Raw genomic sequence first — 14,128 nt, forward strand, 5'->3', positions numbered from 1 at the left:
TCAGCCCGCCCCGGTGAGGGGGAGCCGAAAGAAACGGGTTGGATGTAGCCCGAATGCAATCCGGGGAAGCCGTCAAAAGCTCCCGGATTTCATCCGGGCTACGGGGCGGTACTTACGCGTCCTGATACGCCTCGATGGACGGGCAGGCGCAGACCAGGTTGCGGTCGCCGTAGACGTTGTCCACACGGCCCACCGGCGGCCAGTACTTGGCCTCGATCAGGCTCGCCACCGGGTACACGGCCTGCTCGCGGCTGTAGGCGTGATGCCATTCGCCAACCAGTTCCAGGGCGGTGTGCGGGGCGTTCTTCAGCGGGTTGTCGTCCTTGTCCAGACGGCCTTGCTCGACCGCGCGGACTTCCTCGCGAATGGCGATCATGGCGTCGCAGAAACGATCCAGCTCTTCCTTGGACTCGCTCTCGGTCGGCTCGATCATCAGCGTGCCGGCAACCGGGAAGGACATGGTCGGGGCATGGAAGCCGAAGTCGATCAGGCGCTTGGCCACGTCGTCGACGCTGATGCCGCTGGTTTCCTTGAGCGGACGGATATCGAGGATGCACTCGTGCGCCACCAGGCCGCCTTCGCCGGAGTACAGCACCGGGTAGTGCTCTTCCAGACGACGGGCGATGTAGTTGGCGTTGAGGATGGCCATCTGCGACGCGCGCTTGAGGCCGTTGCCGCCCATCATGGTGATGTACATCCAGGTGATCGGCAGGATGCTGGCGCTGCCGAACGGTGCGGCGCTGACTGCACCTTCCTTGCGTGCCATGTGGCCATGGCCCGGCAGGAACGGCGCCAGGTGCGACTTGACGCCAATCGGGCCGACGCCCGGGCCGCCACCGCCGTGCGGGATGCAGAAGGTCTTGTGCAGGTTCAGGTGCGAGACGTCGCCACCGAACTGACCCGGTGCACAGAGGCCGACCATGGCGTTCATGTTGGCGCCGTCGATGTAAACCTGGCCGCCGTTGTCGTGGATGATCTGGCAGATCTCGCGGATGCCTTCCTCGAACACACCGTGGGTGGACGGGTAGGTGATCATGATCGCGGCCAGGCGATCCTTGTGCTCTTCGGCCTTGGCCTTGAGATCAGCGATGTCGACGTTGCCGCGTGCATCACAGGCGGTCACCACCACGCGCATGCCGGCCATGGAGGCGGTCGCCGGGTTGGTGCCGTGGGCCGATTGCGGGATCAGGCAGATGTCACGCTGATCGTCGCCACGGCTCAGGTGGTAGGCGCGGATGGCCAGCAGGCCGGCATACTCGCCCTGGGAACCGGCATTGGGCTGCAGCGACACGGCGTCGTAGCCGGTGGCGGCGCAGAGCATGGCTTCCAGTTCGCTGGTCAGCTGGGTGTAGCCCGCAGCCTGCTCGACCGGAGCGAACGGGTGCAGGTTGCCGAATTCCGGCCAGGTCACCGGAATCATCTCGCTGGCGGCGTTGAGCTTCATGGTGCAGGAGCCCAGCGGGATCATGCTGCGATCCAGTGCCAGATCCTTGTCAGCCAGCTTGCGCAGGTAGCGCATCAGCTCGGTTTCGCTGTGGTAGCGGTTGAACACTGCGTGTTGCAGGATCGCCGATTGGCGCAGCAGGTTCTCCGGCAGGCGGCTGGCGATCTGTGCGGCCAGATCGCTGACGGCAGGGGCAGCCTGGCCAGCGGCGAACAGGTTCAGCAGCGCCGTGACAGCCGCTTCGTCGGTGGTTTCGTCCAGCGACAGGCCCAGGCGCTCGGCGTCGATCTCGCGCAGGTTGATGGCGGCGGCACGGGCCTTGGCATGCAGTTCGGCAGTCTTGGCGCCGGTCTTGATGCTCAGGGTGTCGAAGAAGTGCTGCTGCTCGACGCTGTGACCCAGCTTGGTCAGGCCCAGGGCGAGGATGGCGGTGAAGCTGTGCACGCGCTGAGCGATGGCGGTCAGGCCTTTCGGGCCGTGGTACACAGCGTACATGCTGGCGATGTTGGCCAGCAGCACCTGGGCGGTACAGATGTTACTGGTGGCCTTCTCGCGGCGGATGTGCTGCTCGCGGGTCTGCATGGCCAGGCGCAGGGCCGGCTTGCCGAAACGGTCGACCGACATGCCGACCAGGCGGCCCGGCATGTCGCGCTTGAACGCGTCGCGGGTGGCGAAGTAGGCGGCGTGCGGGCCACCGAAACCCAGCGGTACACCAAAGCGTTGGGCGCTGCCCAGGGCAACGTCGGCGCCGAACTCGCCCGGCGGGGTGAGCAGGGTCAGGGCCAGCAGGTCGGCCGCGACGGCGACCAGGGCGTTGGCGGCGTGGAAACGCTCGACTAGGGCGCGGTAGTCGAAGATGTCACCGTTGCTCGCCGGGTACTGCAGCAGGGCGCCGAAGTAGGCGCTGGCGTCGGTGATGGCGGCTTCGTCGCCGACTTCAACCTCGATGCCCAGCGGCTCGGCACGGGTGCGCAGCACGTCGAGGGTCTGCGGGTGGCAATGCTGGGAGGCGAAGAAGGTGTTGCTGGCCTTGTTCTTCGACAGACGCTTGCAGAAGGTCATGGCCTCGGCGGCAGCGGTGGCTTCGTCGAGCAAGGATGCGTTGGCGATCTGCATGCCGGTGAGGTCGCTGATCAGCGTCTGGAAGTTCAGCAGCGCTTCCAGGCGGCCTTGGGAAATCTCCGGTTGGTAAGGGGTGTAGGCAGTGTACCAGGCCGGGTTTTCCAGCAGGTTGCGCAGGATCGGGCTCGGCGTGTGGGTGCCGTAGTAACCCTGGCCGATGAAGTTCTTGAACTGCTGGTTCTTGGCGGCGATGGTCTTGATGCGCGCCAGGGCGTCGGCTTCCGACAGGCCCGGCTGCTCGCCGAGGATGCTGGTGCCCTTGATGCTCTCGGGGATCACGCTGGCGGTCAGTGCGTCCACCGAGTCATAGCCCAGCAGTTCGAGCATGGCTGCGGTATCGGCGTCGCGCGGGCCGATATGGCGGGCGATGAATTCGTTCTGGGTATCGAGCTTGGTCATGGCGGTCACTCAGGCGTCGGCGTTGGCGTTCAACAGACGATCATAGCCGGCCTTGTCGAGCAGGTCGGCCAGCACGGCGTTGTCGGCCAGGCGCATGCGGAAGAACCAGGCTTTTTCCAGTGGCGACTCGTTGACCAGCTCCGGGCTGCCTTCCAGCTCACCGTTGACCTCGACGATCTCGCCATCCAGCGGCATGACGATGTTGCTGGCAGCTTTTACCGATTCCAGCACTGCTACTTCCTCGCCCTGGGCGAAGGCTTTCACTTCCGGCAGTTGCACGTACACCACGTCGCCGAGCGCGTCCTGTGCGTAATGGGTGATGCCGACGGTCACTAGACCATCGTTGTCCAGACGCAGCCATTCGTGATCAGCAGTGAAACGCAACTCGCTCATGTGAACTCCTCAAGGGGTGATGGCGCCCGCTTCTAGGTGGCGGGCAGGATTGCAGGGAGCTATAGCAATGCGGGTGCCAATGTTAAAAATATCAATTAAAACAATGGCTTAGTTATTTTTATGGGATTTATGTGCGCCCCCTTGTAACGATAACGCTACGAATGTCGGTGTCGCTTTTGGAAAAGTTGAGGTCGTGCCAGGCGGGCCGTGGGTTACAAGGATTTGTTGCGAAATCGTTACGGTGGTTCGAAATCGATACGACTGTGTTGTCGGAACCGCTGGGTGGTGCAGGAGGTCGGTATAGCACTACCCACTGCAAAGGAGCTTCTGCACTCATGAAACCCTTGATTCCACTGGCATTCGCGCTATTGAGTGCCACCAGTCTGCAGGCCAGCGAGACGGTCAGCGTGACGATGTCGCAGGCCACCGAGAGTGGTTCAGGTACGCCGCTGGGTACCGTAACCATCAGCCAGTCCGCCTATGGCCTGGTGTTCACCCCCGAATTGAACGGCCTGGAGCCTGGGCTGCATGGATTCCATGTGCATGTGAATGCCAGCTGTGATGCCGCGCAGGTAGACGGCAAGCTCACCCCGGCCGGCGCTGCCGGTGGCCACTGGGATCCGGACAACGCTGGCCGTCACGGTTTCCCCTGGGAAGACAATGCCCACCTCGGTGACCTGCCCGCGCTGTATGTTGCGGATGATGGCAGTGCCAGCCAGCCGGTATTGGCGCCTCGCTTGAAGCGCCTGGAAGAGCTCAACGGGCGTGCCCTGATGATTCATGCCGGTGCTGACAATCACTCCGACCATCCGCAGCCCCTCGGTGGTGGCGGCGCGCGTGTGGCCTGCGGCGTGATCAAGGTCTCCAACGCCACAGCATCGATCTGATGCAGCGCTACCGGACGTAGGGGATCGTCGCTCCCGCGAAGGCGGGAGTCCAGGTGCTGCGAGTTTCTGGATGGCTCTCAGCAGGGGAAGTTATGACGTAAGGCGTACTCGCGCAGCAGTACGCCGTTAGATGTGTGAGATACCGAAACTGCGGACTGTTCGCTGGCGCTACGAGCGGCCTGCGTTCCGGTTCGCCCTACGTCTACTCGCGCTGAAGAACACTTGACCGCTAACAGGAACTCTATAGCGGGTCGGGGTGTTTTTGTAGAACGGTGTCTCTAGCGACCGCCCGGTATCCCGTACTTCTTCAAGCGCTTGGCGATGGCGGTGTGCGAAGTGCCCAGGCGTGCAGCCAACTGACGGCTGGACGGGTGGCTGTCGTAGAGTTTTGCCAGCAGTGCCTTCTCGTACTCGTCCATGGCTTGTTCCAGGCTGCCGACCTCGCCCTCGACCTTTGGCGCGACCTCGGTGCCGGCGATATCCAGGTCGTCCATCTCCACCCAGTTGCTGTCGCAGATGGCGGCGGCGCGGAAGATCACGTTCTGCAGCTGGCGCACATTACCGGGCCAGCGTCCGGCCAGCAGCGCCGGGAAGGTCGCCGGGGCCAGGCGGCAGGGCAGGCGCTGGATCTGCGCGCAGGCCTGAGCCATGAAGTGCTGGGCCAGCAGCAGGATGTCCTGGCCACGCTCGCGCAGCGGCGGCACTTCCAGGTTGAGTACATTGAGGCGGTAGAACAGATCCTCACGGAAACTGCCTTCGGCAACCATCTGCTCCAGATCGCGGTGGGTGGCGCTGAGGATGCGCACATCCACCTTCACTTCTCGGTCGCCACCAACACGACGGAAGCTGCCGTCGCTGAGAAAACGCAGCAGCTTGGCTTGCAGATAGGGCGACATCTCGCCGATTTCATCGAGGAACACCGTGCCCTGGTTGGCCAACTCCAGCAGTCCCGGCTTGCCGCCACGTTGTGCGCCGGTGAAGGCGCCGGGGGCGTAGCCGAACAACTCGCTCTCGGCCAGGTTTTCCGGCAGGGCGGCGCAGTTCAGCGCCAGGAAAGGGGCGCTGCGGCGCACGCTGACGGTATGGCAGGCACGCGCGACCAGTTCCTTGCCGGTGCCGGTTTCGCCGTGAATCAGCAGCGGCGCATCGAGCGATGCCACGCGCAGAGCGCGAGCCTTGAGGGCACGGATCGGCGATGACTCACCGAGCAGCGAGTCGAAGCCTTCGGCATGATCGTGATGCAGCGCCGCCAGGCGTTCGCCCATGCGGCTTGGCGCATAGAGGGTGAGCAGACCGCCCGTCAGTCGACCGTCTTCGGTGATCGGCTGGGCATCGAGCAGCAGCGGCTGGCCGGCGAAATGCACCTCGCGCAGCGGCTGGTGAAAACCGGCGGCGAGTAGCGATTGTTGCAGTGCTTCATCGGCGAACAGGGCAGCGATGCTCAAGCCCTCGGGCGGTCGGGCGGACATGTCGATCAATGCCGGGTTTGCCAATAGCACAGTGGCTCGATCATCCACGGCCAGCACCGGGTCGGGCATCGCGGCGAGCAGTGCGTCGAGCTGCAGGCGGCGGCGCTGGCCGGGCAGAATGTCGACCACCTCCACGCTCTGCACGCCATGCACCTGCAACAGCGCGCCGCGCAGCTCCTCGAGCACTTCGGCGCTCAGGGTCGGTGCATCGATATAGACGTTTGGCGGTACCATCTCCACCGCATCGAGGTTCAGATTGCGCCCGCCCAGCAGCGCCAGGACTTCCTGGGTGATGCCGACGCGGTCGATGAAGCTGACGTGGATGCGCATTGATGACGGTCGAAATGGGCGGACAGGCCGCGATTATGCCTGCTCAGCCTGGTATGAGGAAAAGGGCAGCACCGTGAACACAGAAAAACCGAGCCGCGCCGACTACCACCGCGAGCATCAGGCTCGCGCCGAAACCGAGGCCCAACGCCTGCTGTCGCGCAAGGCCGAGTTGCAAGGGCACTGGCTGCCCTGGGTGGCGCAGGAGCTGTACCAGCTCAGCCCACCGGAGTTCGCCAACATGGTGCGTCGCGAGTTGCAGCGCTTGTCGCAGTGATGGTGCCGCAGGAGCACCAATCCGTAGGAGCGGCTTCAGCCGCGAATCTTCGTTTCTCCAGCGGTGCGCACGGCGCACCCTACGTATTCCGGTCGGCACTGCTCCGGCCGCGAGCCTTTCGTGGCGTAGGGCGTACTCGGTTTTGGCATCCAGCGTCGCTCTACCTCCCGCATCCATGCAGTCGTCGTGAAGCACTACGCTGGATGGAGGTTGTCGCAAATGGCGGACTGTTCGCTTCGCTACGAGCGGCCGGCGTTCCGGTTCGCCCTACGCGTAATCCCCACGTGCATCCCTGGATGCATCCGAGTTACGAATTTTTCGTTCCACAGTGGTACGCACGGCACGCCCCATATGCATCCGGTGGAGGCGTCTTTAGTTGCGACTGGTTCAGGGCACGATCCTGAACCAATCGATCACGCCCACGTCCTGATTCTCATGAATGCCCAGCACCTCGCCGGCGGCGTTCTGCTCCACCGACACATTCGGCTTGAGCGGCTTACCGTCACGGCGATCCATGGCTGGCGCTTCCTCGTACGGGCTGAACAACAGATTGCCTTGGTAACCGCGTACACGCGTGTCAGCCGGATACTGCATCGGCCCGAGTTCGAGTGGCTGGGTCAACTCGGCTTGCCAGCCCTGAAGCTCGCCATAGGGCCTGTCGAGCCATAGGTTCCAGATACGCAGGTCGAGCCCCCGGAAGTGGATCGGCGTGTCGTCCGTCGCCAACTGCCAGCGTCCGTCTTGCAGCGCCTGCACGGATACCGGAGCTGGCCAGATGGCGCCTGCCACCTCGCTGCCTGCTGCCAGGGTGCAGCTGTCCAGCTGCCAATCCGCTGGTTTGAACTGCGTGCCAAGCGGGTAGCGGAAGGTGACATCGGCTTGCGACGAGCACAGCCAACCGTCGATGCGTGCATCCTCTACCAGTTGCGCGCTGGCTCGTGTTTCGTCCAGAGACAGGCTGCGCACCCGCACATCGCGCACTTTGCCTGGTGCCTTGTCGAACTCGGCATGCTGCAGGCTCTGCAAACCATGGGGGAGGGGATCGCCACTGAGGTTCGTGTCGGGCTCCAGGCGCGCGATCTTCACCCGCGTTCCGGCTGGCAGCACCAGTTCGCCAAGCACCTGTTCGGATTCCAGGTGCTGAACGAGTGCGCGTGCTTCGTACCAGTCCTGCAACTGCCAGGTCAGCAATTGAAAGGCTGGCAGGCTGCCGACGATGAAGAATACGGCGAGAAACCCGAACCGCTTGCGTCTTGCCAGCATGTAGGCCCTGGCGCGTGGATGCAGGCTGGCGCCGAGCAAGCCCAGCAGGCCGGGTACGCAGATGATGGCGAGCAGCAGGAGCAGCGCTCCGAGCAGCATGGCCGTGGGGCTGATGGGAATCATGGGACGTCCTTGTGGCGCGGCGGGTGCTATGTGCGGCAGAGCTTAAAAGCCGTCCAGCGTCGAATCAACGCGCATGGTATCGAGAGCGCTGGGCGGGGCACCGCATAAGTCCCTGATCCCTATCCGCGTCCGCGAGTACAGCGGCTCATATCCACCTTACCCACGTACGGGTTACCCCAACCCATCACGCAAGCCACCTGCTGGTTGCGCTGCTGTTCCCAGGGTTTGGGTGGGTAGGCCTTGTGCCAGGCTTCGTAGAGCTGGCGATCCTGTTTCGACAGGCGCAGCTTGTAGCGGTCAGCCATGTAGAAATAGGTGCGTGCGACCATCCCGCGTACGGCCTGGCGCGGCATCACCTTGCGCGCCTTGAAGTCCACCACCGTCTCGCAACGGCCGTATTGATGTGGCTTCTGTGGCAGCCAGGCGAAGGCGTAATTGCTGCGGTCGCCATTCACCTCGCCGATGCTCGGCACCAGGTTGTGCAGATCCGCTTCGGCCTTGCGGAACTGCACATCGTTGGCCGCGCAGTGCTTGCGTCCGCCTTTCTGCCAGCACTGGCGCTGATGGCCGATCACCCAGGCCGGAACGATGTGTTCCCACTCGATACGCTGGGCGCGATTTGCATTCTTGCGCGGTGTGTAACCACAGGAGCGCAGGTCGACCCGGTTGCCACTGTACTTGCAGCCACAGTAGAACTCGGTGGATTGCTGGGCATACAGCGGCCGGGCAAGGCGCTTGGCTTCGTTGAAGTCTCGCGGCGCAGCGTTGAGGGAGGCGGTAAGGCAGTAGCAGAGAAGAGGGAGTAAGCATCGAATCATGGTGCGGCAGGGTAGCCGTCACCGCTGCCGATTGGAAGAAGGAAAACTGATATTTTTCAATGGCTTGTGTAGTGGCTAGATGCCTTGTTTCGGGACTTCGGACAGTCCGGGCGGACAATCCGAAGCCCCGGCGGAGTCGTCAGCTGAACCTCGGTAGCTGCTGATCGGTAGTGCCCATTTCGCTCCCAGCTTGCTGCGGCAGGCCGGCGACCTTCAGCACTGGCATCTTCTCACCTACCAGACGCAGGTCGCGACGGGGCAGGGCGAAGCGCACGTCCAGCTCGCGCAGGGCATCGAGCAAGTGCAGATTGATCTCCTGCTGGATGTCCATGTACTGGTTGTAGTCCGAGGTCAGCACGATATACACCACCTCGAAGGTCAGCTGGCTCTCGTCGAAACCGAGAAAGTGCGCGCGGTCGAATCGGGTCTTGGGTGTGGCGCGGATGATCTCGCCTACCTTCTCGGCCACCTGGCGCACCTTCGTGCTCGGCGTGTCGTAGTTGATGCCGAACTTGAAGACGATACGGCGGGTGTCCATGCGCTTGTAGTTGTGCACGATCTGCCGCAGCAGGTCTGCGTTGGCGCACACCACCTGCTCGCCGCTGAGACTGCGGATGCGCGTGGTCTTCAGGCCGATGTGCTCGATGCTGCCGGCCACTTCGCCGAACACCACGAAGTCACCGATCTCGAAGGGCTTGTCGACACCAATGGAAAGTGAGGCGAACACATCGCTGAGCACCGTCTGCACCGCCAGGGCCACGGCGATACCGCCGACCCCCAGGCTGGCCACTAGTGCGGTGATATCCACACCGAGGTTGGCCAGGATCGACAACAGCATCACCGACCACACCACGATCAAAATCATGATGCTGATGATGGTGGTCATCACCGGGTTGTAGTGACCACCGCTCTTGCCCATCACCAGGCTGCGCGACCACAGGCGTACGCCGGTATCGACCCACAGCGCCACCTGCAAGGCCAGGGCGACGAACCAGGTATGGCTCAGCGCGCTTTGCCAGGCGAGCGGCAAATCTGCCAGACGCAGCGCCAACAGCAGGGAGAACGCCAGCAACAACAGGCGGCTGGTACGGCCTATGACCATGGCGATGAAGTGTGGCCAACTGTTTTCCTGATCCTTCGACCTGGCCTTGAGGCGCTTGTGCAGGGTGTTTACCAGGGTTCGCAGTACGCTGTAGATCAGTACCGTGGCGACCAGCACGATCGCCACGTTCAGCCAGAGATCACGTTCGAGCCAGATATTCCACTGTTCCATCGCCAGGGGCCTCCAGAAAAATTCACATAGTTTTCTGTGGGCGTGGGGGAGCAGAAGTTCCGGGAAATGGGTGAGTGGTCAGGACGGCTTTAATCCGTAGGAGAAAAGGTCGTGGCAGTAAGTAGAGTGCCGGTTTAGATACTGGATTAGTGAAACGAAAAAGCCCCGTCATCACTGACGGGGCTTTTTCTTTGCTGTCTGGAGCGGGTGATGGGAATCGAACCCACGGCTCTAGCTTGGGAAGCTAGGGTATTACCATTATACGACACCCGCAGCGGGTGCCTTTATACCGGAAGCCGTTGCGGAAATGAAGCGCGGAGCGCTGTCGGGACACCCGTAGATACATTCGCTCCGCGCTTCGGATCCCTCATACCGCCATCGCCTGAAGGTCGCGCAGGTCGCCTTTGGCTGGCAGTTGCAGGCGTTTGCTGGGGGCGTTGAAGAAGTCCAGCAGCACGCGTTGGGTCTGCAGCCAGGCGGCCTTGTGTTCCATATCGAGGAAGTGGCCGGCATCGTCGATCACGGCGAATTGGGCGTTGTCGATGTGTTGGGCGAACAGGCAGGCGTCTTCCACCGAGGTGTATTCGTCGCGGTCACCGTTGACGAATATCAGCGGGATGTCGATGGCCTGCAGGCATTCCTTGCGGCAGTGCGCTTCCAGGTTCAGCACCTGCTTGATGTGCGCGTACATCTGCCGGTACTCGTGCTCGTCGAGGGTGCTGACGTGCTTGTGGTTGAAGCGTTTGAACAGCGACGGCAGGTGCTTGCCGATGGTGCTGTTGACCAGCAGGGCGATGTTGTCGCGATCCACCGCATGCAGGAAGCGCAGGCCCTTGTGCAGGTAGTCGAGCATCGGCACGTTGAGGATCGGTGAGAAGGAGCAGATGGCGGCCTTCTCCAGCGTCGCCGGGCGCTGCGCCAGGGCGAGCAGGGAGGCGACGCCGCCCCAGGAGAAGGACATCAGGTAGTTGGCGCCATAGTGGTCGATCAGGTGCAGCAGAATCGCCGCTTCGTCTTCCTTGGTGATAGGTGTGAAGTCGCTGTTGTGCGGCTTCGACTGGCCGGCGTAGGGCAGGTCGAATGCCACCACGTTGAACTGCGGTTGCAGGTATTTGACCGTTTGCGTGAACGAGGCCGTGGTCGCCAGAGAGCCATTGACCAGAATGATGGTCTTGCTTGCTGCCGGGTTGCCGTAGAACTCCGTGTGTACCTTGTGCTTCCTGTTGATCTCGACGACTGCGGTTTCTGGCCTCATGTCGTTTCCTCCTGGCGCAAGTGTGTCAAGGCGAGCGGCGGCCGTTCGCATTTGAGTGAGCAGTCAGAAAAGCGCCTGAGCGTGACAGCTTGATGTCAGGCTGGAGATTTTTATAAGTATTTGAATTTCAAGCAGTTAGGATCGAAACAGTCGAGCGCTCCAGACCTTTTTCAAGGCCGTGGAGAGGGCGGTGTTACCAGGCAGGAATCCAGTCGGCGCAGAGCGCCAGCAACCGAGAGAACGCTTAGTTGTCTTGTCGTGACCATATGGTCATCTAAAGACTTATGGTTCGATTCAAGCAGCTCGCTTGCAGCTGCGCAAGGGCAAGTCACATCTTTATCGCACTCTGGCACTGCCGTTGGTCGGGTCGTGATGTTGGCCGCGAGAAGGGGATCAGACGCTGGCGATTTCGATCTGGGTCAGGGCGCGGTATTGGCCTGGGGCGAGCTTTGGGTCGAGGACGATGTCACCCATGCGTTCGCGGTGCAGGGCGACGACGCGATTGCGGAAGTGGCCGAACATGCGCTTGACCTGATGGTAGCGGCCTTCGAACAGGGTCAGGCGGGCGTGGTGGCTGCTCAGTACGTCGAGCTGGGCGGGCAGGGTGGTGAGGTCTTCGAAGGCGAAGTACAGGCCCAGGGCGAAGACCTCGGCGTACTCGGCGGTGATCGGCTGTTCGGTGGTGACGTGGTAGACCTTGGGCTTGCGCTGCTGTGGCTGGGTGATGCGGCGCGACCAGCGTCCGTCGTTGGTGATCAGCAGCAGGCCGCTGGTGTTCAGGTCGAGGCGCCCGGCCAGATGTAGCTCGTGCTTGTCCGGCTCGTCCAGGAGGTCGAGGACGGTGCGGTGTTCGTCGTGCTCGGTGGCGCTGACCACGCCGACCGGTTTGTGCAGCATCCAGTAGCGCGCGCTGCGCCCGGCCTGCAGCAATTCGTCATCCAGCTCGACGCGCTGGAAATCGCGCAGGTCAAAGCGCGGATCCTGCACCACCACGCCATCCACACGCAGGCGTCCGGCGCTGATCAGCAGGCGGCTGTCCTGGCGGCTGAAACGGGGGAAGTTGCTGAGGAAGCGATCCAGGCGCATGGCTCAGTTCTGCTCGCCGCGTTCGGCCGCATCCAGCACGCCGGCGCAGGCGGGGCACAGGCAGGCCTGGTCACGTTGCTCGGGCGTAAGGCGCTCTAGCGCGGCCGGATCGACCTGCGCGTCGAAGCACCAGCAGGGTTCGTCACGCCCGGCAGCGACGCTGCACTGGTTGGCCTTGCCGCATAGCGGGCAGCGTTGCGTGTCCATCAGCTGTCGACGCAGACGCGGTCGCGCCCGGCCTGCTTCGCGCGGTAAAGCGCGCGGTCGGTGCGGCCGAGCAGGGCGTGCAGGCTTTCGTCGGTTTGCCATTGGCTGAGGCCGAGGCTGACGGTGACCTGCAGGGTCTGGCCTTCGACTTGATAGCGCTGTTCGGCGCATTGCTGACGCAGTTTCTCGGCCAGATCGTGGGCGGCCTGGCGGTCGGTGTTCTTCAGCAGCAGGATGAATTCCTCGCCACCCCAGCGGCAGAGAATGTCGGACTGGCGCAGCGCGCCGCGTAGTTGCTGGGCGAAATCGTGCAGCACCTGGTCGCCAGCGAGGTGGCCGTACTCGTCGTTGATCAGCTTGAAGTTGTCCAGATCCAGCAGCACGGCGCACAGCGGGCTGCTGTCGCGTTGCGCTTCCTGCAGGGCCTGTTCGGCGAGGATGTCGAAGCCGCGGCGGTTGGGCAGTTCGGTGAGGCTGTCGGTGGTGGCCAGGGCGGCGATGCGCTGCTGGTAGCGACGAATCGCCAGGCTGACCAGGGTTAGCACGATGGCGGTGACCAGCAGGCACAGCAGCAGGTTTATGTAGAGCCCCTGGCGGATGCCTGCCAGGGCCTTGTCCTGCTTGTCGACGAACAGGTACCACTCCAGCTCGGGAATGTAGCGCACGTTGAGGAAGTGCTCGCGGCCCTGCTCCTGGTATTCGAACTGACCGCTTTGCGGCGTGGGCAGTTTTTCCATCAGGCCGTCGAGGCCGGGCACGTCAGCCAGCGAATCGCCGACCTGGGCGCCCATCGGCCCGCCCTGGGCGCCGGTGAGGGTGATGCGCCCGGTGGTGTCGACGAAGTAGACGCTGCGTTCGTAGCGCGCCTGGTACTCGTCGATCAGCTTGACCACGGCATCGACCGCCAGGCCGACGCCGGTGGCGCCGATGAAGCTGCCGTCGTAGTCGAACACCTTGTAGTTGATGAAGATGGTCAGGCGGTCGGCGTTGGCCATGTCGACGTCGACGTTGATCTCGTAGGGCTCCTTGAGGCCGCGTACGCGGTAGTACCAGACGTCGCGCGGCTCGTCCGGCTTGACCTGCTTGAGCACGCCCTTGGCCTGGTAGTAGGTGCTGGTCTTGTCGGAGACGAAGAAGCTGGTGAAGGCGCCATAGTGCTCCTGCACTTCACGCAGGTAGCGGGTCATCTGCCCGTTGTCCTGTTCGCCGGCCAGCACCCAGTCACGCAGGAAGGTGTCGCGGGCCATCATCGAGGAGATGAGGATGGGACGCACCAGATCCTTCTGGATTTCCGAATAGACGGTGTCGGAGGTCAGTGGCAGTTCGGTGTTGATGATGCTGTCGCGAATCGAGTCGCGCGAGGCGTAATAGCTCAGCAGCGAGGTGGTGAGAAAGCCGCTACCGAGCAGGAACAGGAGCAGTAACACCAACGAGGTTTGCGTGTGCCGTTTGGGGCGCAGGGACATGGGTGAATCCGGGAGCGGGTTGATGGCGTGATGCTAGCTTGCCGGAAGGGGATAGCGCCAGTTGTGATCACAATCGACGCTGTTATCGGTGGCCAATGTTTGAGTGAGGATGCCCGGATTGCATCCGGGCTATGGGCTTGTTGTGGGAGCGGCTTCAGCCGCGATTGCGCTTGCCTGTATTGCAGCGGGTCATGAGACGGTCGTGGTGACAGCCCCTTCCGCAGGAAGTCTGCGTTTGTGTGGATCGCGGCTGAATCTGCTCCTACGGTGCGCTTGTGCACCTCCCACAGGATGTTCGCGGGCCCTGTGGGAGGGCGCT

General features: G+C 62.9%; 12 protein-coding genes and 1 tRNA gene. 2 read left to right on the forward strand and 11 right to left on the reverse strand.

The window, feature by feature from the left end:
* Positions 1-112: 112 nt before the first annotated feature.
* Both gcvP and gcvH read right to left on the reverse strand, forming a co-directional pair.
* The gene (gcvP, locus tag C7A17_RS18580) at positions 113-2,965 is read right to left on the reverse strand and encodes an aminomethyl-transferring glycine dehydrogenase (protein WP_106739410.1); all 2,853 of its coding nucleotides are present in this window, start codon (positions 2,963-2,965) and stop codon (positions 113-115) included.
* A gap of 9 nt (positions 2,966-2,974) precedes the next feature.
* On the reverse strand, positions 2,975-3,358 hold the full coding sequence (gcvH, locus tag C7A17_RS18585; RefSeq protein WP_106739411.1) for a glycine cleavage system protein GcvH: 384 nt from the start codon (positions 3,356-3,358) through the stop codon (positions 2,975-2,977).
* 335 nt (positions 3,359-3,693) lie between these two features.
* Between gcvH and sodC the strand changes: the two genes are divergently transcribed.
* A complete protein-coding gene (gene sodC, locus C7A17_RS18590; protein ID WP_106739412.1) occupies positions 3,694-4,245 on the forward strand; it encodes a superoxide dismutase family protein in 552 nt (183 codons plus the stop codon).
* A gap of 278 nt (positions 4,246-4,523) precedes the next feature.
* Here sodC and C7A17_RS18595 read toward each other — a convergent pair whose 3' ends face one another.
* Positions 4,524-6,044: a sigma-54-dependent transcriptional regulator gene (locus C7A17_RS18595; protein WP_106739413.1), complete on the reverse strand. Its 1,521-nt coding sequence runs from the start codon at positions 6,042-6,044 to the stop codon at positions 4,524-4,526.
* A 73-nt stretch (positions 6,045-6,117) separates the two neighbouring features.
* Here C7A17_RS18595 and C7A17_RS18600 point away from each other — a divergent pair, with 73 nt between their 5' ends.
* A complete protein-coding gene (locus tag C7A17_RS18600) occupies positions 6,118-6,318 on the forward strand; it encodes a hypothetical protein (protein ID WP_106739414.1) in 201 nt (66 codons plus the stop codon).
* A 387-nt stretch (positions 6,319-6,705) separates the two neighbouring features.
* Here C7A17_RS18600 and C7A17_RS18605 read toward each other — a convergent pair whose 3' ends face one another.
* From C7A17_RS18605 to C7A17_RS18640, 8 genes are all read right to left on the reverse strand, one after another.
* Positions 6,706-7,704 (reverse strand): hypothetical protein, encoded by a 999-nt coding sequence (locus C7A17_RS18605; protein ID WP_106739415.1) that lies wholly within the window; start codon positions 7,702-7,704, stop codon positions 6,706-6,708.
* A 119-nt stretch (positions 7,705-7,823) separates the two neighbouring features.
* Positions 7,824-8,522: an endonuclease gene (locus C7A17_RS18610; RefSeq protein ID WP_106739416.1), complete on the reverse strand. Its 699-nt coding sequence runs from the start codon at positions 8,520-8,522 to the stop codon at positions 7,824-7,826.
* 139 nt (positions 8,523-8,661) lie between these two features.
* Positions 8,662-9,795, reverse strand: coding sequence for a mechanosensitive ion channel family protein (locus C7A17_RS18615; protein ID WP_106739417.1), 1,134 nt, complete (start codon positions 9,793-9,795; stop codon positions 8,662-8,664).
* 199 nt (positions 9,796-9,994) lie between these two features.
* Positions 9,995-10,068 (reverse strand) — tRNA-Gly (locus C7A17_RS18620).
* Positions 10,069-10,162: 94 nt separating this feature from the next.
* On the reverse strand, positions 10,163-11,050 hold the full coding sequence (locus tag C7A17_RS18625) for an alpha/beta fold hydrolase (protein ID WP_106739418.1): 888 nt from the start codon (positions 11,048-11,050) through the stop codon (positions 10,163-10,165).
* Positions 11,051-11,443: 393 nt separating this feature from the next.
* A complete protein-coding gene (locus tag C7A17_RS18630; protein WP_106739419.1) occupies positions 11,444-12,136 on the reverse strand; it encodes a pseudouridine synthase in 693 nt (230 codons plus the stop codon).
* A gap of 3 nt (positions 12,137-12,139) precedes the next feature.
* Positions 12,140-12,343, reverse strand: coding sequence for a cysteine-rich CWC family protein (locus C7A17_RS18635; protein WP_106739420.1), 204 nt, complete (start codon positions 12,341-12,343; stop codon positions 12,140-12,142).
* On the reverse strand, positions 12,343-13,809 hold the full coding sequence (locus C7A17_RS18640; RefSeq protein WP_106739421.1) for a sensor domain-containing diguanylate cyclase: 1,467 nt from the start codon (positions 13,807-13,809) through the stop codon (positions 12,343-12,345). Before C7A17_RS18640 ends, C7A17_RS18635 begins: the two co-directional genes overlap by 1 nt.
* Between the last annotated feature and the right edge of the window lie 319 nt (positions 13,810-14,128).

The organism is Pseudomonas mendocina, from assembly GCF_003008615.1.
Lineage (GTDB): Bacteria > Pseudomonadota > Gammaproteobacteria > Pseudomonadales > Pseudomonadaceae > Aquipseudomonas > Aquipseudomonas mendocina_C.